The 18,653-nt window shown below is 69.7% G+C and carries 15 protein-coding genes; 3 read left to right on the top strand and 12 right to left on the bottom strand.

Annotation, left to right across the window (positions count from 1 at the left end; translation table 11 throughout):
- Positions 1–147: 147 nt before the first annotated feature.
- The 8 genes from ACTJIL_RS15965 to rhlB all read right to left on the bottom strand — a co-directional run bounded on the left by ACTJIL_RS15965 (position 148) and on the right by rhlB (position 9,293).
- The gene (locus tag ACTJIL_RS15965) at positions 148–2,589 is read right to left on the bottom strand and encodes a winged helix-turn-helix domain-containing protein (RefSeq protein ID WP_440756589.1); all 2,442 of its coding nucleotides are present in this window, start codon (positions 2,587–2,589) and stop codon (positions 148–150) included.
- Between the two features lie 353 nt (positions 2,590–2,942).
- Positions 2,943–3,356 (bottom strand): DUF3037 domain-containing protein, encoded by a 414-nt coding sequence (locus ACTJIL_RS15960; protein WP_440756588.1) that lies wholly within the window; start codon positions 3,354–3,356, stop codon positions 2,943–2,945.
- Complete coding sequence (locus tag ACTJIL_RS15955; RefSeq protein WP_440756587.1) at positions 3,343–4,116, bottom strand: HipA family kinase; 774 nt, start codon at positions 4,114–4,116, stop codon at positions 3,343–3,345. The genes ACTJIL_RS15960 and ACTJIL_RS15955 overlap by 14 nt, the downstream gene beginning before the upstream one ends.
- Positions 4,113–4,820, bottom strand: a complete 708-nt coding sequence (gene ung / locus ACTJIL_RS15950; protein ID WP_440756586.1) for a uracil-DNA glycosylase — start codon at positions 4,818–4,820, stop codon at positions 4,113–4,115. The genes ACTJIL_RS15955 and ung overlap by 4 nt, the downstream gene beginning before the upstream one ends.
- A gap of 46 nt (positions 4,821–4,866) precedes the next feature.
- Positions 4,867–5,754 carry a response regulator gene (locus ACTJIL_RS15945; protein WP_440756585.1) on the bottom strand — a complete coding sequence of 296 codons (888 nt, stop codon included), beginning with the start codon at positions 5,752–5,754 and terminating at the stop codon, positions 4,867–4,869.
- Entirely contained in the window at positions 5,751–6,680 is a 930-nt protein-coding gene (gene ftsX, locus ACTJIL_RS15940) for a permease-like cell division protein FtsX (RefSeq protein ID WP_440756584.1), read from the bottom strand. Before ftsX ends, ACTJIL_RS15945 begins: the two co-directional genes overlap by 4 nt.
- Entirely contained in the window at positions 6,673–7,362 is a 690-nt protein-coding gene (gene ftsE, locus ACTJIL_RS15935; protein ID WP_440756583.1) for a cell division ATP-binding protein FtsE, read from the bottom strand. The genes ftsX and ftsE overlap by 8 nt, the downstream gene beginning before the upstream one ends.
- Positions 7,363–7,532: 170 nt before the next feature.
- A complete protein-coding gene (gene rhlB, locus ACTJIL_RS15930) occupies positions 7,533–9,293 on the bottom strand; it encodes an ATP-dependent RNA helicase RhlB (RefSeq protein ID WP_440756582.1) in 1,761 nt (586 codons plus the stop codon).
- A 225-nt stretch (positions 9,294–9,518) separates the two neighbouring features.
- Here rhlB and trxA point away from each other — a divergent pair, with 225 nt between their 5' ends.
- Positions 9,519–9,845, top strand: coding sequence for a thioredoxin TrxA (gene trxA / locus ACTJIL_RS15925; RefSeq protein ID WP_440756581.1), 327 nt, complete (start codon positions 9,519–9,521; stop codon positions 9,843–9,845).
- Between the two features lie 281 nt (positions 9,846–10,126).
- Positions 10,127–11,857, top strand: a complete 1,731-nt coding sequence (rho, locus tag ACTJIL_RS15920; protein WP_440756580.1) for a transcription termination factor Rho — start codon at positions 10,127–10,129, stop codon at positions 11,855–11,857.
- A gap of 201 nt (positions 11,858–12,058) precedes the next feature.
- On the opposite strand, the gene ACTJIL_RS15915 is transcribed toward rho, so the two are convergent.
- The 4 genes from ACTJIL_RS15915 to ACTJIL_RS15900 form a co-directional block, all read right to left on the bottom strand.
- Positions 12,059–13,159 carry a hypothetical protein gene (locus ACTJIL_RS15915; protein ID WP_440756579.1) on the bottom strand — a complete coding sequence of 367 codons (1,101 nt, stop codon included), beginning with the start codon at positions 13,157–13,159 and terminating at the stop codon, positions 12,059–12,061.
- 144 nt (positions 13,160–13,303) lie between these two features.
- Complete coding sequence (locus ACTJIL_RS15910) at positions 13,304–14,179, bottom strand: energy transducer TonB (protein WP_440756578.1); 876 nt, start codon at positions 14,177–14,179, stop codon at positions 13,304–13,306.
- A 176-nt stretch (positions 14,180–14,355) separates the two neighbouring features.
- Positions 14,356–15,210, bottom strand: coding sequence for an energy transducer TonB (locus tag ACTJIL_RS15905; protein ID WP_440756577.1), 855 nt, complete (start codon positions 15,208–15,210; stop codon positions 14,356–14,358).
- A 157-nt stretch (positions 15,211–15,367) separates the two neighbouring features.
- Positions 15,368–16,579, bottom strand: coding sequence for an NAD(P)/FAD-dependent oxidoreductase (locus ACTJIL_RS15900; protein ID WP_440756576.1), 1,212 nt, complete (start codon positions 16,577–16,579; stop codon positions 15,368–15,370).
- Positions 16,580–16,665: 86 nt separating this feature from the next.
- Here ACTJIL_RS15900 and ACTJIL_RS15895 point away from each other — a divergent pair, with 86 nt between their 5' ends.
- Positions 16,666–18,495: a monovalent cation:proton antiporter-2 (CPA2) family protein gene (locus ACTJIL_RS15895; protein WP_440756575.1), complete on the top strand. Its 1,830-nt coding sequence runs from the start codon at positions 16,666–16,668 to the stop codon at positions 18,493–18,495.
- Positions 18,496–18,653: the final 158 nt, after the last annotated feature.

Genomic DNA, 18,653 nt, shown 5'->3' with positions numbered 1-18,653 from the left:
CCCTCGGAATGGAACGTCAGGGGCCTGCGGGGGCAGGCGGGCTGCAACGAATGGCAACCACCGGACGCTGCCCGGCGACTCGCGGGCTGTCATTCCAGTTACATGACGATCTTGTTTCCGGGAGATTTCCCGAATCCGATCAGCCGCTTACAGGGCGGCGGCGGAGCTTGGCGGAAGCGGCGCCAGCAGTTCCGACGGGATCGGGCGCTCGCCCGCCAGCGCCCGCGCGCGCGCCAGCGCCGCTTCCCACTGCTCGTGCTGGCCGAGCCGGGCGTACAGCGCCACCTGCAGCAGCGCGAGTTCGAAATCCTGTTCCGCCCAGGGCGCGGTGCGGCCGGCCAGGCCGCCGGCTTCGGCAGTCTGGCCCCGGTCCAGCCGCCAGCGCGCGTAGGCGTCGACGGCCGCGGCGATCTCCTGCGGGATCGCGCGCTGCTCGGCCAGGTCGAGCGCGGCCCGAAAATCGGGCTCGCCGCCCGGGCCGGCCTGCAGCGCGCGCAGCAGCCGCTGCGGGACGTCGTCTCCGGCCAGTGCGCCACCGGCCTGCCCCGCGTCGGCAGGCGGCAGGTCGAGGGCCTGCGCGGCCTGTTCGCGCCGCAGCTGCAACCAGGCGCGCAACTGCGGCCGGCGGGCGGGCGGCCAGTCCGCGAGCGCGGCGTCGGCGATCTTCACCACCGCGCGCGGGTCGCCGGCCTGGCGCGCCAGTTCCATGCGCAGGTAATCGCGGCGCTTGTAGTCGCCGGGGACCACGCGCGCGGCCTCCGGCATCGCCAGCAGCCGGCCGGCCTCGGCCAGCCGGCCCACGGCCAGCAGCGCCTCGGCGCGACCGAGCAGGATGTTGGCGCGCTGGGCCGGGTCGCGGATCCGCGGCAACAGCGCCCATGCGCGGTCGCTTTCGGCCAGCGCGGCCTCCGGCTTGAGCAGCTGCAGCTGCGCGCTGAGCAGCATGCCGCTGATCCCGGCCAGTTCGTTGACCGCGCCCATCGATTCGAAGTCGCGCGCGGCTTTCTCGAAGTAGCCCACTGCCTGCGCCGGCCGTTCGCGATCCATCCCCAGATTGCCGAGGTTGGCGTCCACCCGCGCCACCGCCAGCGCATCGCCGCTGCGCAGCAGCTGCACCCGGGCGCGGCCCAGATCGGACAGCGCCTCGTCGAAGCGCCCCTGCGAGGAGCGCGTCACCCCGCGACCGTTGAGCGCGTGGCCCAGTTCGACCGGCGAGCCGTTGCGTTCGAGCAGCGCAATCGAGGCGTCGTAGCTGCGCTCGGCCTCGGCGTAGCGGTCCAGGCGGATCAGCATCGCGCCGCGCGAGTTGAGCAGGCGTGCGCGGAACATCGGATCGTCGCGCGCGGCGTCGCCGGCGAGCAGCGCGTCGAGCGTGGCCAGCCCGCGCTGGTACTCGCCGGCGCGGAAATCCACCTGCGCCAGCCGGTAGCGCAACTGCGGCTGCGCGCGCTGCAGCTCCGGCGCCTCGTTGAGGATGCGGCGCGCGGTGTCGAGTTCGTTGGCCAGCATCGCCGACTGCGCGCGCTGCAGGCGCTCGTCGAGGCCCGGCTCGGGCTCGCCTTCGGCGACGGTCGTGTCGCCGCCGAGCGCGGCCAGCAGGCGGTCGCCGGCGATGCGGGTGGCTTCAAGCAAGTCGCCGCCCTGCGCCTGGCCGCGCTGCACCAGGCCATGGCGATCGGTCGCACGCAGGCGCACCGTCCAGCGGCCATGGTCGCCGCTGGCGCGGCTCTCGACGATCCAGTCCACGCGCGCGGCGCGGCGCAGCTGCTGCACGTCCGGCGCCTGCTGTGCGCCGCCGGCGTCGCGCAGCAGGTTCAGCGTGGTGTCGCTCGGCAACGCCGGCAGGCCGCCGCGACGGATGCGGTCGGCGAGGTAATCCATCAGCCCGAGCCGCGCCCAAGCCACGTCGCCCGGGCCTTCGACGCGCGTGGGCAGCACCATGATCGCGCGCTGCGCCGCCGCGTCGGCGACGGCGGCAACCGCGGCCGGCTGCGCACGCCGCTGCCAGGCGAATGCGGCGACCAGCGCGACCAGGGCCAGCACCACCGCCGCGGTGGCCAGCGTCGTGAAGGGCGGCCTGCGGACAGGCCGCGGCACGGCCACGGCCAGCGGGCCGGCCGGCACGGCCTGTGCAGGTTCGGATCCGGATCCGGATTCGGGTCCGGCTTCCGGCGACGCCTGCGACAGCGGCGACGGCGCGGATGGCGCGCTGTGCGCGGGCGACCCGGCGAGAGGCGAAACCGGCTCCGCTTCGGCCACGCCGGGCGTGTGCTCCACCGTGGTCTGCGCGACCCAGCGGAAGCCGAAGCGCGGCACCGTGCGGATCATCCGCTGTTCCTGGCCGTCGTCGCCGATCGCACGCCGGCTGCGCAGGATGATCTGCGCCAGCTGCGCATCGGACACGTCGCTGCGCGAGAACACCGCGCGTGCGAGTTCGTCGCGGTCGACCGCGCGCGCGCGGTGTTCGATCAGGTGGGCGAGGCATTCGAACACCCGCGCCGGCAGCGCCACCGGCACCGCGTCGTGCAGCAGTTCGCGCTTGGCAAGGTCCAGCGCATGGCGCCCGAAGCGATAACGCACGTTCGTCATGGGATCAGGATGCCGCACCGGGCCTGCGCACGCATGGGCCGAACATCATCCCCCATTCGCGGCGGGGGCTGCGCGGGTCGTTCAGCGGGCAGGGTGGGTCCAGGATTGGGAACTGGGACTGGGAACTGGGGGAGCAGAACGCGGCATCCGCTCTCCCCTGCTGTCATCCGTGAACATAGCCCTCCCCTTCAAGGGGAGGGTTGGGTGGGGATGGGTTTCCCCGCAGCGCGAGCGGCACCACGCAATCCTCGCGCAGAGGATCCTGCCGGATCGCCACCAGTGCAGATCCCATCACTGCGCCGAGGCGACAAGGCCGGCCGCGGCGCGCCCTGTCGGCTGCCATTTGCGATCCGCTATTCCCGCCTGCCGCTTCCCGCTTCCCGGGCCCCGATTACCCGCACCATGCGGTCCAGCAGCGTCTCGACGATCGACGCGGGATCGGCGCTGCGCCCGGTATGCACCGGCGACATCTGGATGATCGAGCTGCGCCGCGCGGTCAGCCAGTGGAAGCGCGCGCGTGGCGGCAGTGCACCGATCGGCCCGCTGCCGGGGCCGCCGCGGCAGATCGTGGCGATCGCCTGCAGGTGCGCGCGCAGGGTGTCGAGGTCGATGTGCGGATCGAGCGCACGCACGCGCGCGGCGTCGAGCTCGATCCCGGCCTCGAGCAGGCCCGTCTGCTGGCACGACACCACCACGCCGACGTTGACGAACTCCTCGCGCTCGACCCGCGGCACCACGCGGATCACCGCATAGTCATAGATGGCCATGGGCACGGAGCGCCTCCTCGACGAATGCGCCGCGTTGCCGCAGCCGCGCGCGGAAATGTTCGACGTAGGCGCGGCGATGCGCGTGGGCATCGGCGAACGCGGACTCGCCGGCCAGCCAGGCGTCGGGCACCAGCGCGACGATGCGTTCGATGTCGTCGTCGGCGATGCGCGCCGACAGCGCCGCGTCGGCTTCGCGCAGGCGCGTCGCCAGCGGCAGCAGCACGTGCTGGGCGATGTGCGTGAACGGCGAACCGGCCGCCTGCGCGGCGCTGGCCCAGTCGTGGTGGAAGTACAGCGCGGCGCCGTGGTCGATCAGGTGCAGCTTGCGATGCCACATCAGCAGGTTGGTGTTGCGCGCGGTGCGATCGACGTTGCTGGTGAAGGCGTCGAACCACACGATCGACGACGCCAGCAGCGCGTCGGGGTGTTCGACCAGCGGGTCGAAGTTGATCGACCCCGGCAGGTAGTCGAGACCGACGTTGAGTCCGCCGCTGGCGCGGATCAGGTCCTGGATTTCCGGGTCGGGCTCGGTGCGCGCCAGGTCCGGGTCGAGTTCGACCAGCACGATCTCCGGGATCGGCAGGCCGAGCAGGTGCGCGAGTTCGCCGGCGATGACTTCCGCGACCAGCGCCTTCGCGCCCTGCCCCGCGCCGCGGAACTTCATCACGTACATGCCGTCGTCGTCGGCCTCGACCACCGCCGGCAGCGAACCGCCCTCACGCAGCGGGGTGACGTAGCGGGTGGCGATCACCGTCCTCACGGCAGCTGCAATTGCGCGCGCGGCGGCAGCGACCAGTCGATCGGCGCTAGGCCGTTGCGCGACAGGTAGTCGTTGGTGGCGGAGAAATGCCCGCAGCCCAGGAAGCCCCGGTGCGCCGACAGCGGCGATGGATGCGTGGTCTTGAGCACGCGATGGCGGCGCGGGTCGATCACCGCGCCTTTCTTCTGCGCGTAGCTGCCCCAGAGCAGGAACACCAGCCCTTCGCGCTCGCGGTTGAGGGTGTCGACGACGTGGTCGGTGAAGCCTTCCCAGCCCTTGCCCTGGTGCGAACCCGCGCGGCCTTCCTCGACCGTGAGCACCGAGTTGAGCAGCAGCACGCCGCGCTGGGCCCATGGCATCAGGTAGCCGTGATCCGGCCGCGCGATCCCGAGGTCGCGCTGGATTTCCTTGAACATGTTGTCCAGCGACGGCGGCACCGGTACGCCCGGCAGTACCGAAAAGCACAGGCCGTGTGCCTGGCCGGCACCGTGGTACGGATCCTGGCCGAGGATCACGACCTTCACCGCGTCGAACGGCGTGGCGTCGAACGCGGCGAAGATCTGCCGGGCGGGCGGGAAGATCCGTGCGCCGGCGGCGTGGCGCTCGCGCAGGAACCGCGACAGCGCCTGCATGTCGTCGCGCTGCAGCCAGTCGCCGATGCGCGCCTTCCAGGACGGTTCGAGCCTGATGCGGTCGTCGGGCATCAGGCTTTCCTCCACGCCCTTGCAGGAGATCCGGGTGCCGCGCCCATCACTCCGCGCCCGACCCGGCCAACCCCGCCAGCCGCAGCTGGAACAGCGTCTTGGTCACCAGCAGCCGCTCCTCGATCGGCTTGAGCACCAGGTCGTTGGCGCCCTCGCGCAGCAACGTCGACTGGTTGACGCGATTGAAATCGCCGGTCATCACCAGCACCGGCAGGCGGCGCTTGCCGTAGCCGAATTCGTTGCGGATCGCGGCGAGCAGGTCGTGGCCGCTGAGCTCGCCCTTCAGGTACACGTCGGTCAGCACCAGGTCGGCGCCGGGCGCGTCATCCGTCGCCGCATGCGCGTGCAGGAACTCCAGCGCGTCCTCCACGCTGGGCACGTGCGTGACCCGCATCTGCTGGGCCTGCAGCATGCGCGTGGTGGCGATGGCCACCGTGCGGCTGTCCTCGACGTACAGCACGTGCGCGCCCGGGATCGGCGCCGGCTGCACGTAGCCGCGGATGAACGCGGCCAGCGCCTGGTGGCCGTCGGCCTTGTCGAAATAGTCGGTCACATCCTCGGTGAAGCGCCGCGCCTCCAGGTGCGCCTGCGCGTCGCCCGACACCACGATCACCGGCACGTAGCGCTGGCCGGTGGCCTCGCGCACCGCGTGCGCCAGCTGCAGGCCGTCACCGTCGGGCAGCACCAGCGAGGTGGTGACCAGGTCTACCGGCGCGCCTTCCAGCGCCTGGCCCGCTTCGGCCAGCCCGCTGCAGCCGACGACTTCGACGTCCGGGAGCTCCTTGTGCAAAACGTCGCCGATCAGCCGGCGCACCAGCTTCGAACCGTCGACCACCATCACCCGCGGTGCGTCGCTGGCGACATGGCGCAGGTCGTGACTCCGTTTTTCGCGCGGCGCGCTGTTGCCGGGCACGCTGTCGCCGGGCCCGCTCATGTCTCGGTGGGTCGCGTCTGGCGCAGGTAGTGGCCGGTGACGAAGCCGGCGCCGAGCCAGCCCAGCACGGTGGCGCCGGCCAGCACCGCCAGCGCGACCATCGGCGTGAAGCCGGTCAGTTCGAACCGGCTGCCGTAGCTGGTGGCCAGTTCCGCCAGCGGCGCACGCAGCGCATGCCCGGCGGCGGCCAACAGCGCCAGCGCGATCGCACCGGCCGCGACGCCATACCACGCGCCCAGGTACAGGAACGGCCGGCGAATGAAGCCGTCGGTGGCGCCGAGCAGCTGCAGCACGCCGATCTCCTCGCGCCGCGACTGGATGTCCAGGCGCACCGTGTTGCCCACCACCAGCAGCGCGCCGAGGCCGAGCAGGAACGCCAGCACCCAGGCCACCCGGCCGCCGAAGCGCAGCCAGCCGTCGAGCCGTTCGCGCCATTGCGTGTCGTGCTGCACCAGTTCGGCCTCGGGCAGCTGCGCCAGGCCGGCGGCGAGCAGGGCCTCGTCGCCGGCCGGGGTCACGACCAGCACGTACGGCAGCGGATTCTCGCCGGCGGCATCGATGGCGTTCGCCGGCACGCCCTTGTCGCGCAGCGACTGCAGGCCCTGCTCCGGCGTGCGCAGTTCGACCTTGCCGACGTTGCGGCGCGCACGCAGCGAATCGGCCAGTGCGGTGGCGCGCGCGGCGGCGACGTCGGGCTTCAGGAATACGCTGATCTCGCGCGACTGCTGCACGCTGCTGGAGAAGCGCTCGACATTGCCCAGCACCAGCCACAGCCCCAGCGGCAGGGCCAGCGCCACCGCCATCACGCCGACGGTGAGCATCGTCGCCCACGGCTTGCGCAGCACGCGGCCGAGGCTGGCGACGAAGCTGTAGACGTGGTGGTCGAACCAGGTGCCGATGCGCGAGTTCCCGCCCTTGCTACTCATCCGCCAGTTCCTCCGGCGAGATGTCGTCGGCGAGCACGCCGTGGTCGAGCACCAGCACGCGCTTCTTCATGCGCTTGACCAGGCCCAGGTCGTGGCTGGCGACCAGCACGCTGGTGCCGCGTTCGGGCAGGGAGGCGAACAGCGCCATGATCTCGGCCGACAGCGTGGGGTCGAGGTTGCCGGTGGGTTCGTCGGCCACCAGCAGGCGCGGCTCGCTGACCACCGCGCGGGCGATGCCGATGCGCTGCTGCTCGCCGGCCGACAGCTGCGTGGGCAGCGCGCGTTCGCGCTCGCCCAGGCCCAGTTGCTCGAGCATCGAACGCACCCGCCGGCCGATCTCGCCGCGACGCATGCCGCGCAGGATCAGCGGCAGGGCGATGTTGTCGAACACGCTGCGGTCGGTGAGCAGGCGATGGTCCTGGAACACCACGCCGACATCGCGCCGATGCAGCGCGACGCGGCGGCCGCGCACCTTCATCAGGTTGCGCTCGGCAAGCAGCACAGCGCCTCGGCTGGGCCGCTCGGACAGGTGGATCAGCTTGAGCAGCGTGCTCTTGCCGGCGCCGGAATGGCCGGTGACGAACAGCATCTCGCCGTCCGCGACCTCGAAACTCACGTCCGACAGCGCGACATGGCCGCCCGGATATTGCTTGCTGACGTTATCGAAACGCAGGACGCTCATGAGAAGCCGGGAAGGGGGAGTCGGGCACAGGGTATCGGAAGGCTAATGCTTCCTCGCCCGATCCGCCACGTCGCCCCCGCACTTCGCGGGATCAACCGTCGCAAGCGACGATCATCACGGCGAACCGGGTGGCGAACCGGGCGTTCGCTTGTCCGGTTCCCCCGGCGCTGTCAGTGCTGCGTGTGCGGCGGCCGCGTGACCAGCTTGCGCAAGCCACGGCCGATGCGCGAGAACAACGACGCCTGCGCGCCCTTCGCCTCGCCTGCCGCTGGCGGCTGCGCCGGTTGCGCCGGCTTGTTCGCCGCGCGTGCGGGCCTGGCCTGGACCTGGCGCGGGCCGGCCGGTTGCGCGGGTGCGACTGGATGTTCGCCGCCGGCGGCCTGCTGGACCGCCTCGCCACCTTCGACGCGACGGCCGCCACGACGACGGCGACGCTTGCGCGGTGCGCGCGCGGGGTCGCCGCCAACATCGGATGCTTGCGTCGCACTGTCCGCATGCACGACCGTCGCTGCGGCGGCCGGCTCGGGGGCAGCAACGGCGCCTTCCCCGGCCTGGCGCGGCGGGCGCGGCGGCCTCGGGCCACGCTGGCCTTCGCCGGTGCCACTGCGGCCACCGCTGCGACCGCGGCCACTGGGCTTGATGCCGCGACGCGCGTCTTCGGCCGCGCGCTGCTCGCGCGCCTCGCGGAAGATCTCGCTGACGCTCTCGCCTTCGGCTGCGTCGGCCTCGACGCCTTCGCGCGGCTTGCGCGGCAGCGCCACCAGCAGGTCCTCGGTCACCGGTGCGGACGGGATCTTCTGGTCGATGTAGGCCTCGATGTCCGGCAGGCCCATCGCGTAACGCTCGCAGGCGAAGCTGATCGCGTCGCCCTCGGCGCCCAGCCGCGCGGTGCGGCCGATGCGGTGCACGTAATCCTCGGCGTCGAACGGCAGGTCGTAGTTGTAGACGTACTGCACGCCGTCGATGTGCAGGCCGCGCGCGGCCACGTCGGTGGCGACCAGGATCTCGAGCTGTCCGGCCTGGAACTTCTTCAGCAGCGACTCGCGCTTCTTCTGCGGCACGTCGCCGCTGAGCACGCCGACCCGGTAGCCGGCGCGCTCCAGCGCCCGCGCCACGCGTTCGACGAACGCCTTGGTGTTGACGAAGATCATCGTCCGCGCGCCTTCGCTGCGCGACAGCAGACCCAGCAGCAGCGGCAGCTTTTCCTCGTCGGACGGGTAGTACAGCTTCTGGCGCACGCGCGCGGCGGTGATCGTCTCGGTCTCGACGACGATCTTCTCCGGCTCGTTCATGTGCTCGTAGGCCAGCTCCAGCACGCGGTGGCTGAGGGTGGCCGAGAACAGCATCGTCTGGCGCTCGGTGCGCGCCGGCATGCGCCGCAGCAGGAAGCGGATGTCCTTGATGAAGCCGAGATCGAACATGCGGTCGGCCTCGTCCAGCACGCACACCTCGCAGGCGTGCAGCGAGACGACCTTGTGCTGCTTGACGTAATCGATCAGGCGGCCGGGGGTGGCGATGATGACGTCGGCGCCTTCCTGCAGCAGCTGGCGCTGCTTGTCGTAGTCGACACCGCCGTAGACCAGGGCGAACTTCAGGCCCAGCTCGGACCCGAACTTCACCGCGTCCTTGTGGATCTGGATCGCAAGCTCCCGGGTCGGCGCCAGGATCAGCGCGCGCGGGTCCTCGGGCTTGCGGTCGGCCAGCGCCGGGCTGGTGAGCAGGCGGTTCACCACCGTGACCAGGAAGGCCAGGGTCTTGCCGGTCCCGGTCTGGGCCTGGCCGGCAACGTCGCGCCCGGGCAGGGTGATCGGCAGGGTCAGCGCCTGGATCGGGGTGCAGCGGGTGAAGCCGGCGGATTCGAGCCCGGCCTGCAGCGCCGGATGCAGCTCGAACGAGGAGAAGGTGATGTCGGTAAGGGGCTTGTCGCTCATGCGTCAGATAGGGTCCGCGCGGCGGTGCGCGCTTGCGTGGGATGCGGTGGCCGAGCAGACTGCCGGCACCGGAAGGGAGTGCGGTCGCGGCCCCGAACGGTCCCCGTGCGGGCCATGGGCGTGTCCTTGAATCGACCGCGAATCGCCCCAGTTTATCAGTTAACCGGCGCCACCATGGCGCCGCCGGGCCCCCGGCCCGCATATTTGGTCCATCAGGAGATTTCCGTGAGCGAAAAGGTCATCCACGCCACCGACGCCGATTTCGACAGCGCAGTGCTGCAGTCGTCCGAACCCGTACTGGTCGATTTCTGGGCCGAATGGTGCGGCCCCTGCAAGATGATCGCGCCGGCGCTGGACGAACTGGCCGAGGCCTACGACGGCAAGGTCAAGATCGCGAAAGTGAACGTCGACCACAACCGCGGCACGGCCATGAAGTACCACGTGCGCTCGATCCCGATGCTGCTGCTGTTCAAGGACGGCCAGGTCCAGGCCACCCAGATCGGCGCCGTCGGCAAGGCGCAGCTGGCACAGATGATCGACAAGGCGCTCTGATTCGCTTTCCCGGCCAATGAGATGTCGCCGTGGGAGCGGCCGTGGCCGCGATCGGCATGAAGAACATCGCGGCAATGGCCGCTCCCACCAACCTGAATCGCGCCCGGCCGACCCGCGGCCCGGGCCGACATCGCTTGCCGTGGCCACGCATACGGTGCTAGTTTCTGTCCGACCCGGCGTGTTGTTTGCCTGATCCAGGCCCGCCGCACCCTTCTGAAGAACCCACTTCTCCCATCCCGCCCGCATTCCGTGGGCGCTCGCAGCTAGCGAGGAATTCGCACTTGTCCGACAACACCCCCGATTCCGGCGATACCGCCGAGAAGCGCGTGCGCAAGCCGCGCGCCACCAAGGCCGCCAAGGCCGCAGAAGCACCGGCAGCGCCTGCCGCGCCGACTCCGACGCCCCCCTCCAATCCGCCGCCGGCCCCCGCGCCCGCCGCCGAACCGCGCGCGGCATCCCCGGCGCCCTCGCCTTCCTCCTCACCCTCCTCCTCCCCGGCACCGGCCGCGGAATCCGGCGGCGGCAACCAGCCGAACGACGGCGGCGAGCCGCGCCAGCAGCAGGGCCAGGGCGGCGGCGGCCAGAACAACAACCGCCGCGACCGCTTCCGCAACCGCCGTGACCGCGACCGCGGTGGTGGCGGTGGTGGCGGTGGTGGCGGGCGCCACCGCGACGACGGCCTGCCGCGTGACGACAATGGCGACCAGGGCCAGCGCCTGCCGCCGCCCAACATCCCCGAAGGCTTCCCGCAGTACTCGCTCGGCGACCTCAAGCGGATGCCGGCGCAGAAGCTGCTCGACATCGCCGAACAGCTGAACATCTCCGACGGCGTCGCCCGCGCCCGCAAGCAGGACGTGATCTTCGCCCTGCTCAAGGTGCTGACCCGCACCGGCGAGGGCGTGCAGGCCGACGGCGTGCTGGAAATCCTGCCCGACGGCTTCGGCTTCCTGCGCGCGGCCGAGGCCAGCTATCTCGCCGGCCCGGACGACACCTACATCTCGCCCAGCCAGATCCGCCGCTTCAACCTGCGCACCGGCGATCATCTTTCCGGCCGCATCCGCTGGCCCAAGGACGGCGAGCGCTACTTCGCGCTGAACGTGGTCGACACGATCAACGGCGAGCCGCTGGAAGCGTCGAAGAACAAGGTGCTGTTCGAGAACCTGACCCCGCTGTTCCCGCGCAGGCGCTTCAAGCTCGAGCGTGGCGACGGCTCATCCGAAGATATTGCGGGCCGCATCCTCGATCTGATGGCGCCGCAGGGCAAGGGCCAGCGCGCCCTGATTGTGTCGCCGCCGAAGGCGGGCAAGACGATCATGATGCAGCAGGTCGCCACCGCGATCACCACCAACCATCCCGACGTGCACATGATCGTGCTGCTCATCGACGAGCGGCCCGAGGAAGTCACCGAGATGCAGCGCACCGTGCGCGGCGAGGTGATCAGTTCCACGTTCGATGAACCGGCTGCGCGCCACGTGCAGGTCGCCGAGATGGTGATCGAGCGCGCCAAGCGCCTGGTCGAGCACAAGCGCGACGTGGTGATCCTGCTCGACTCGATCACCCGCCTCGCCCGCGCCTACAACAACGTCGTGCCGAGCTCCGGCAAGGTGCTCACCGGCGGCGTCGACGCCAACGCCATGCACCGCCCGAAGCGCTTCTTCGGCGCCGCGCGCAACGTCGAGGAAGGCGGCTCGCTGACGATCATCGCCACTGCGCTGGTCGACACCGGCAGCGCGATGGACAAGGTGATCTACGAGGAGTTCAAGGGCACCGGCAACTCGGAAATCCACCTCGACCGCCGCATCACCGAGAAGCGCGTCTACCCCGCGATCAACGTCAACCAGTCCGGCACCCGCCGCGAGGACCTGCTGATCGAGCCGGAGCTGCTGCAGAAGATCTGGATCCTGCGCAAGCTGCTGCACCCGATGGACGAGATCGCAGCGATGGAATTCCTGCTCGACAAGATGAAGAGCACCAAGAGCAACGACGAGTTCTTCGCTTCGATGAAGCGATGAGCCCGGAGCCAGGCGCAATCGCCTGGCTACCGCTCGCACGAAAACGGAAAGCCCCGCAATGCGGGGCTTTTTCGTGGCCACGTGCATCTACAACATGAACCTGCCCGTGAATACGCCCCAGGTGAAGAACAGCGAGACCAGCATCCAGGCCACCAGCCGCGCGCGATCCGCCCGGTCGCTCCCGGTGGTCCGCAGCGCCATTCACAGGGCGAAGGGAATAATCGAATAGCGGTTCTCGACCAGCCATGACGAGGCGAGGTAGAGGATCGAGAACGGATAGACCAGCCAGGCCTGCGGAAGCGTGAAGCGGACGAAGGCGATGCTGCAGGCGGACAGCGCGACCACCGCGGCAAACGCCCATCGCTCCCAGCCACCGTGGCGCACGGTCTCGATGACCCAGTTGCGGATGAAGTAGTCGGTGAACTGGGTGTTGTCGTAGCTCCCCTTGAGTTTCACCAGCGCGAGCAGGGCGAGCGGTACCAGCAGCCACCACGGATTGCGGCGAACCGCCGCCGCGAAACGCTGCAGGCCCTTCCAGATATCGTTCGGGAAGAACACGAAGAACAGGAACAGCGAGAAGTACAGGTTGCCCACGTGCAGCCTGAGGTCCGGATGCCCGGCCGCCACGGTTTTCGACAGCGAAATCGTTCCGTTCCACGCCCAGTAGGCCAGGAACGCCACTACCGGCAGCAGGTATGGCCATGCAACTCGGGAAACCGTGGCGGCGCAATGCCAGGGACGCCATTGCGCTTCCTTGAGCGTCGGCCACAGCGCGAACAGCGGCATGAAGCCCGCCCACACCACATTGTTCTGGCGCACGCAGATCGCAAGGGTGAGGGCGAACGCCGCCAGCACGTGCCGGCGCTGCAGCGTCGCCAGCAACGCGCACAGGACGAACAGCAGCGACAGCACGTCGGTGTAGACCAGGAAGTAGTAGGGAAAGAGGAACGGCAGGAACAGCAGCAACAGCGCCGAACTGCAAGGCCGTGGATCGCCGACTTTCCGCCGGATGAAGAAGAACACCAGCGCAGCCACGATACCGAGGCCCAGGCCGATCGCGCGCATGGCTGCAATGGAATCCATCGCAAGCACTTTCAGCACCACCGCTACCAACAGGTGGTAGCCGGGAATCGTGGTCAACAGCGGATGGGCGTCGAACCGCCCCTGCAGAAACCATCGGATCTGCGGAACATGGACGCTTTCGTCGGCCACCAGCTGGCTCGCCGATTGCGCGAACAGCAGGGCAAGCAGGCAAAGTGCCCCGGCCACCGTGATCAGTGCTGCTTCTTTTTTCGTCGGCATCAGAATCCTGGCGCCCTTGTCATGCCGGACTGCATGCAATGCGCTGGATTCCCGCCTGCCTCACGCCCGCTATCGCATGCATGGCTGTCGACAGGACGGGGAGGTGCGGCCGACCGCAGGAAAGCCGCAGAGCCTTTTCCACGCTCAGCCCTGTAGCGGCGTCAGCAGCCTCGGGCCGGTTCCCACCATCTGCAACATACCGCTGGCCAGCGCATCGTTGCCGGCTTCGCCTTCGCGGCCTTGCAACCACGGCGCGCGCCGCTGGGGCCCCGGGAGATAGCCTTCCCACTGGCCATAGGCGACTTCCTTCTCGCCCCGGTAGCCGAAATCAACCGGCACCCGAACCGACCAGGACGCGTCACCTGCATGCTCCCCCGTACTCGGCGGACGGAAAGTCCACTCACGCGCTTTCTCGATCGCGGCCTCGGCAAGGCTGCGACGGAAACGCTCCATCTGGCGGTCGCTGGCGTACGTGGTGAGGTTTACCTGCTCGGCGACGACGTCCTCGACCACGCCCTGGCGGCCGACCTTCAGGACAAGGTACACGACGCCTTTTCCGCCCACGCGGGCGACATCCGGCGGGAACCTCGGCGGCTGCATTTCCAACTTCGTGATCGAATCCGTAGACGGTCCCTGGCTTTCGCCGAAACTCGCCCCGGCTATGTACAGCGAGAACTTGTCGTCACCGGAAGGCTCGGCGCGCATGCGCAAGCTCATCTTCGCCCGCGCCGGCACCGGCTTGCCGTCCACCAGCACCGGGCTGAAGCGCCAGGTCGGCACCCACTTTCCGATATTTGACAGGACGTACTCCGGCACCTTGTCCTGGTCGTCGATGTTGTAGCCACGGACACTGCCATCGGCCTCGATACTTATCGTGCCGGTGAGCAGCATGCTGGCCTCGACCTGCTTGCGCACTTCCTTGGGTGTTGCGGCAGTCGCGATATCCGCCATGCACAGCAGCGCCAGCCCGACGCCTGCCAGCCATGCGCGTGTCGATGCGTGGAATGAATTGCGGCTCATCGGCCCCCTCCTCCTGCCGGCTTCCCCGGCGCAATGATGTCGTCCTTCCTGGCAGCGCCCCCACTGTCCAGCGGTATTGGCAGGTTCGATGCTGCCGGCCCACACTCTAGCAAGCGACCTCGAGTGCCGCCCGGCGGTGTCCCTGCCAGCACCGCGTGCCGGTCCCGAGGCAGCGCTCAATCGCCGCCTATCGGCGTAAGCAGACGCAACTCGTGATCCACCTGGAACACGCCGGACCCGGGGAGCGCGTCGGGACTGCCGGCCAATCGTGTACCGGCCCACGGGGCCGGGCGGTACGGGCCGGGCACGTATGTCTCCCAGCGGCCGTAGTCGTCTTTGCCGGGGCCTGGTGCGCGTTCGAGCGTGTAGGAGATGGGCACGCGGACCTGCCAGCCATCGTCATCGGCCCCGGCACCGGCCACCGGGGGCCTGAATGTCCAGTTCTTCGCCGCCGCGATAGCGGACCTGGCAAACACGTCGCGCCAGCGTGTCATGGCGTTCTCGCTTGCAATGAAGGTGAGGTTCACCTGCTCGGCAACCACATCCAGCACTCGTCCGTCGCGACCGATTCGCGCCAATGCAATGACCGTGCCGGAGGCGCCGGCCTGCACCGCGCTCATCGGATAGTGCGGTGGCGGCATGCTCACCGCGCTGACGCTTTCACCAGGCTCTTGCTCCTGGTCGAACCTGGCGCCGCGGATCGACACCTGGAAACTGTCCTTGCCCATCCGCTTGGCCACGACGCGAACGCTCATCCGTGCGCGCACCGTGGCCTGCCTTTCATCTGCCTGCACCGGCTCGAACTTCCAGCCCGGAGCAAACCTGGCGAGCAGTTCGCGCACGCCGGCGGGAATCTCGTCCGCGCGATCGACGCTGTAACCGGACACGCTTCCATCCGGAGCGACATCGATCGTGCCGGTCACGACCATGCTCGACTCGATCTGCTTGCGCACCGCGCCGGGCCCCTGGGCCAGCGCCAGCGCCGGTATCGCGAGCAGTGCCGCGAACCACCATGCGAACAATGCCTTCATTCCCGTCTCCCCTTCGGTCCGGCGCACTCTAGCAGGCGCATGCGGCACATGGCCCCGCACGGGGACTCCTGCCTTGCTGGCCACGGCAATCAGGGGTTCTGGACGCAATCCCTTCCCTTTGGCATTTCACCAACGGCCGACAGCAGCCCCGGACCCTTCATCCAAGCCGCTCGAACGAGAACAACTCCGCCAGCGGATGCCGGCGGCGCTCGATCAGCGCCCGCAGCAGGCCGGCTCCAAGCATGCTGTAGGTGATGCCGTTGCCGCCGTAGGCCATCGCGAACTGCACTCGCGGGCCGTGCTGCGGATGCGGGCCGAAGAACGGCAGTCCGTCCGCGGTCTCGGCAAAGGTTCCGGCCCAGGCGAATGTCGGCTGCAACGGCAACTCCGGGAATCGCTTCCGCACCTTCTTCATCAGCATCCGCGCCTTGCGGTCCACCATTGCGTCGCGGCGCGCCGGGATGTCGATCGCGTCGTCCTCGCCGCCGACCAGCAGGCGGCCGTCATCGGTGGTTCGCAGATAGAGATAGGGACGCGCGGTCTCCCAAAGCATGATGTCGCGCAGCGGCCCGAGCGTGGCGGCGTCGATCGGGTCGGTCACGAACGCGTAGCTGCTGCGGTTGCGCGCGACCCGCTTGCGCAGCCATTGCTGGTTGGCATAGCCAGCCGCGAGCACCAGGTGCTTCGCGCGCACGACGTGGCCTTCAGTGGTCCGCAGCTGCACGCCGCGCGGCGCGACTTCGATGGCTTCGGCGCGGGTGCGGTCGAACACGCCCACGCCCTGCTTCGCCAATCGCGCGAACAGGCCATAGGCCATCCGGTAGGGATCGACCGTGGCCGCCAGGCGGCTGAGGATGGCCGCGGGCGCTTTGAATCCGTAGCGCGCCTGCACCGCGTCGGCCGGCAGCCATGCGACGTCCAGCCCGTGGCGCAGGCGCAGCGCGAACTCCTCCTCCAGGTCGTGGACATCGCGCCGCCGGCTGGCGAAGTACAGGCTCTGCATGCGCGCGAACCCGGTCCCGCGCAGCTGTCCCGCCAGTTGCCCGAGCATCGGGATCGCCTCGGCGCACGCACGATAGGCCAGCACCGCCGCCGCCTCGCCATGGCGTTTGGCCAGCTCGACCATCGGCGCGTCGATCTCGTACTGCAGCAGCGCCGTGCTCGCCGCGGTGCTGCCCCAGGCGATGTCGCGCTGTTCGAGCACCGCCACGTCGTGGCCGTGCCGCGCCAGTTCGTCGGCGACCAGCGCGCCGGTGATGCCGCCGCCAAGGACCGCGACGTCGCAGCGCAAATCACGCTGCAGCGGCGGGAACGCGCGCAACAGCCCGTTGCGGATCGCCCACCATGGATAGCCGCTCTTGAGATCCATGTCTCTTCGCCAACCGGGGAGATCCACATGGCGCCATCTCACGCGTCGCGGCAACGTGAGCGGGCATAATCGCCGGGGAGGTGCGCATGCACGGAAGTGGTCTCGAACTGGCGCTGGTGTTTCTGCTGGCCGCGGTCATCGCGGTGCCGGTGTTCAAGAAGCTCGGCCTCGGCGCGGTGCTGGCGTACCTGGCGGCTGGCGTGGTGCTGGGCCCGGACGGGTTCGGCCTGGTCCGCGACACCGACCGGATCCTCAACGCCGCCGAAATCGGCGTGGTGATGCTGCTGTTCGTGATCGGGCTGGAACTCTCGCCGGCGCGGCTGCGGGTGATGCGCCGGCCGGTCTTCGTCTCCGGCGGGCTGCAGGTGCTGCTCAGCGCGCTGGCGCTGGGTGCGATCGCGATGGCCGCGCACCTGTCATGGAAGGCCGCGCTGGTCATCGGACTGGGCCTGGCGCTGTCGTCCACCGCGGTCGGCCTGCAGCTGCTGGGCGAACGCAAGGAACTCAACACCGACTACGGCCGCCTCGCGTTCGCCATCCTGCTGTTCCAGGACCTGGTGGCGATCCCGCTGCTGGCCGCGATCCCGCTGCTCGGCGGCGCCAAGGAGCAGACCCTGACCTGGGCGATCGCGATGCAGGCCGTCGGCGCGGTGGCGCTGGTGGTGATCGGCGGCCGCTACCTGCTGCGCTACGTGTTCCGGGTGGTCGCGCGCACCAAGATGCCCGAGGTGTTCACCGCCACCGCATTGTTCGCGGTGCTGGGGTCGGCGTGGTTCATGCAGGAAGCGGGCCTGAGTGCGGGCCTGGGCGCGTTCATCGCCGGCGTGCTGCTGGCCGATTCGGAATTCCGCCACGAGCTCGAATCGCAGATCCAGCCGTTCGAGGGCCTGCTGCTGGGCCTGTTCTTCATCGCCGTGGGCATGGGCATCGACCTCGACCGCGTGGTCGCCGAACCGCTGCTGATCGCCGGCGGCGTGCTGGCGCTGCTGCTGGTGAAGTTCTCGATCCTGTTTGTGGTCGGCCGGCTGTGGCCGGGGCGGCTGCCGCCGCGCGAGGCGCTGGCGCTGGGCGGGGTGCTGTGGCTGGGCGGCGAGTTCGCCTTCGTGGTGTTCAACGAAGCCACGCGCGTGCGCCTGATCGACTCCGTGGTGCATGACCGCCTGGTGGCGATGGTCGGCATCTCGATGGCGCTCACGCCGCTGCTGCTGATCGGCATCAGCCGCCTGCTGCGGCGGATCCCGGTCGCGCCCGGTGGCAGCGGCGGTGGCCCCGACTTCGACGACATCGAGGATCACCGCCCCAAGGTGCTGGTCGCCGGCATGGGCCGCTTCGGCCAGATCGTCGCGCGCCTGCTGGTGGCGCAGCGGATTCCCTTCGTCGCCCTGGAAAGCAACCTCGATACCGTCGAGGGCCTGCGCCGGCTCGGCAACGAGCTGTACTACGGCGACCCCACCCGCCCCGACCTGCTGCGCGCCGCCGGCGGCGAGCGGATCAAGGTGTTCGTGATGGCGATGGACAACCCCGACACCAACACCAAGGCGGTGCGGCTGGTGCGGCGCATGTACCCGGATGCGAAGGTGTTCGCGCGCGCGCGCGACCGCCAGCACGCCTGGCGGCTGATGGACATGGGCGCGACGGTATTCCGCGAACTGTTCGGCTCCAGCCTGACGATGGGCGAAGAGGTGCTGGTGGCACTGGGCATGTCGCCGGAGATGGCCGCCGACCATGCCCGCCGCTTCCGCGAGCATGACAACAAGCTGCTCAGCGCCCAGCACCTGGTATACGACGACGACGTGGCGCTGCGGCAGACCTCACGCGAGTCGCGGGTGGAGCTGATGCAGCTGTTCGCGGCCGACTCCACCGGCTCCGACGATCCGGCGCAGGTGCCGCTGCCGGAGCCGCCGACGCGCGGTTGACGCGCCAACGGCACGTATCCGGACGGCCTGTATTTGTAGGAGCGGCTTCAGCCGCGAGCTGCTACTCCCGTCCAGCGCCCTCCTGCCCGCGCATGCGGAGGGCGGAATCGAAAGCTCGCGGCTGAAGCCGCTCCTACAGGAGCCGGGGCTCGCGGGGC

The organism is Luteimonas sp. 22616 (assembly GCF_052044325.1).
In the GTDB taxonomy this organism is placed as follows: Bacteria; Pseudomonadota; Gammaproteobacteria; order Xanthomonadales; family Xanthomonadaceae; genus Luteimonas.
The sequence above is the reverse complement of the archived record's forward strand: the minus strand, read 5'-3'. Positions and strand labels throughout refer to the sequence as shown.

What these genes read in the sequence shown, in the direction of transcription:
- ACTJIL_RS15965 (WP_440756589.1), bottom strand. Translation starts at nt 2,589, where the DNA reads ATGACGAACGTGCGTTATCGCTTCGGGCGCCATGCGCTGGACCTTGCC.
- ACTJIL_RS15960 (WP_440756588.1), bottom strand. Translation starts at nt 3,356, where the DNA reads ATGGCCATCTATGACTATGCGGTGATCCGCGTGGTGCCGCGGGTCGAG.
- ung (WP_440756586.1), bottom strand. Translation starts at nt 4,820, where the DNA reads ATGCCCGACGACCGCATCAGGCTCGAACCGTCCTGGAAGGCGCGCATC.
- ACTJIL_RS15945 (WP_440756585.1), bottom strand. Translation starts at nt 5,754, where the DNA reads ATGAGCGGGCCCGGCGACAGCGTGCCCGGCAACAGCGCGCCGCGCGAA.
- ftsX (WP_440756584.1), bottom strand. Translation starts at nt 6,680, where the DNA reads ATGAGTAGCAAGGGCGGGAACTCGCGCATCGGCACCTGGTTCGACCAC.
- ftsE (WP_440756583.1), bottom strand. Translation starts at nt 7,362, where the DNA reads ATGAGCGTCCTGCGTTTCGATAACGTCAGCAAGCAATATCCGGGCGGC.
- rhlB (WP_440756582.1), bottom strand. Translation starts at nt 9,293, where the DNA reads ATGAGCGACAAGCCCCTTACCGACATCACCTTCTCCTCGTTCGAGCTG.
- ACTJIL_RS15915 (WP_440756579.1), bottom strand. Translation starts at nt 13,159, where the DNA reads ATGCCGACGAAAAAAGAAGCAGCACTGATCACGGTGGCCGGGGCACTT.
- ACTJIL_RS15910 (WP_440756578.1), bottom strand. Translation starts at nt 14,179, where the DNA reads ATGAGCCGCAATTCATTCCACGCATCGACACGCGCATGGCTGGCAGGC.
- ACTJIL_RS15905 (WP_440756577.1), bottom strand. Translation starts at nt 15,210, where the DNA reads ATGAAGGCATTGTTCGCATGGTGGTTCGCGGCACTGCTCGCGATACCG.
- ACTJIL_RS15900 (WP_440756576.1), bottom strand. Translation starts at nt 16,579, where the DNA reads ATGGATCTCAAGAGCGGCTATCCATGGTGGGCGATCCGCAACGGGCTG.
- ACTJIL_RS15895 (WP_440756575.1), top strand. Translation starts at nt 16,666, where the DNA reads ATGCACGGAAGTGGTCTCGAACTGGCGCTGGTGTTTCTGCTGGCCGCG.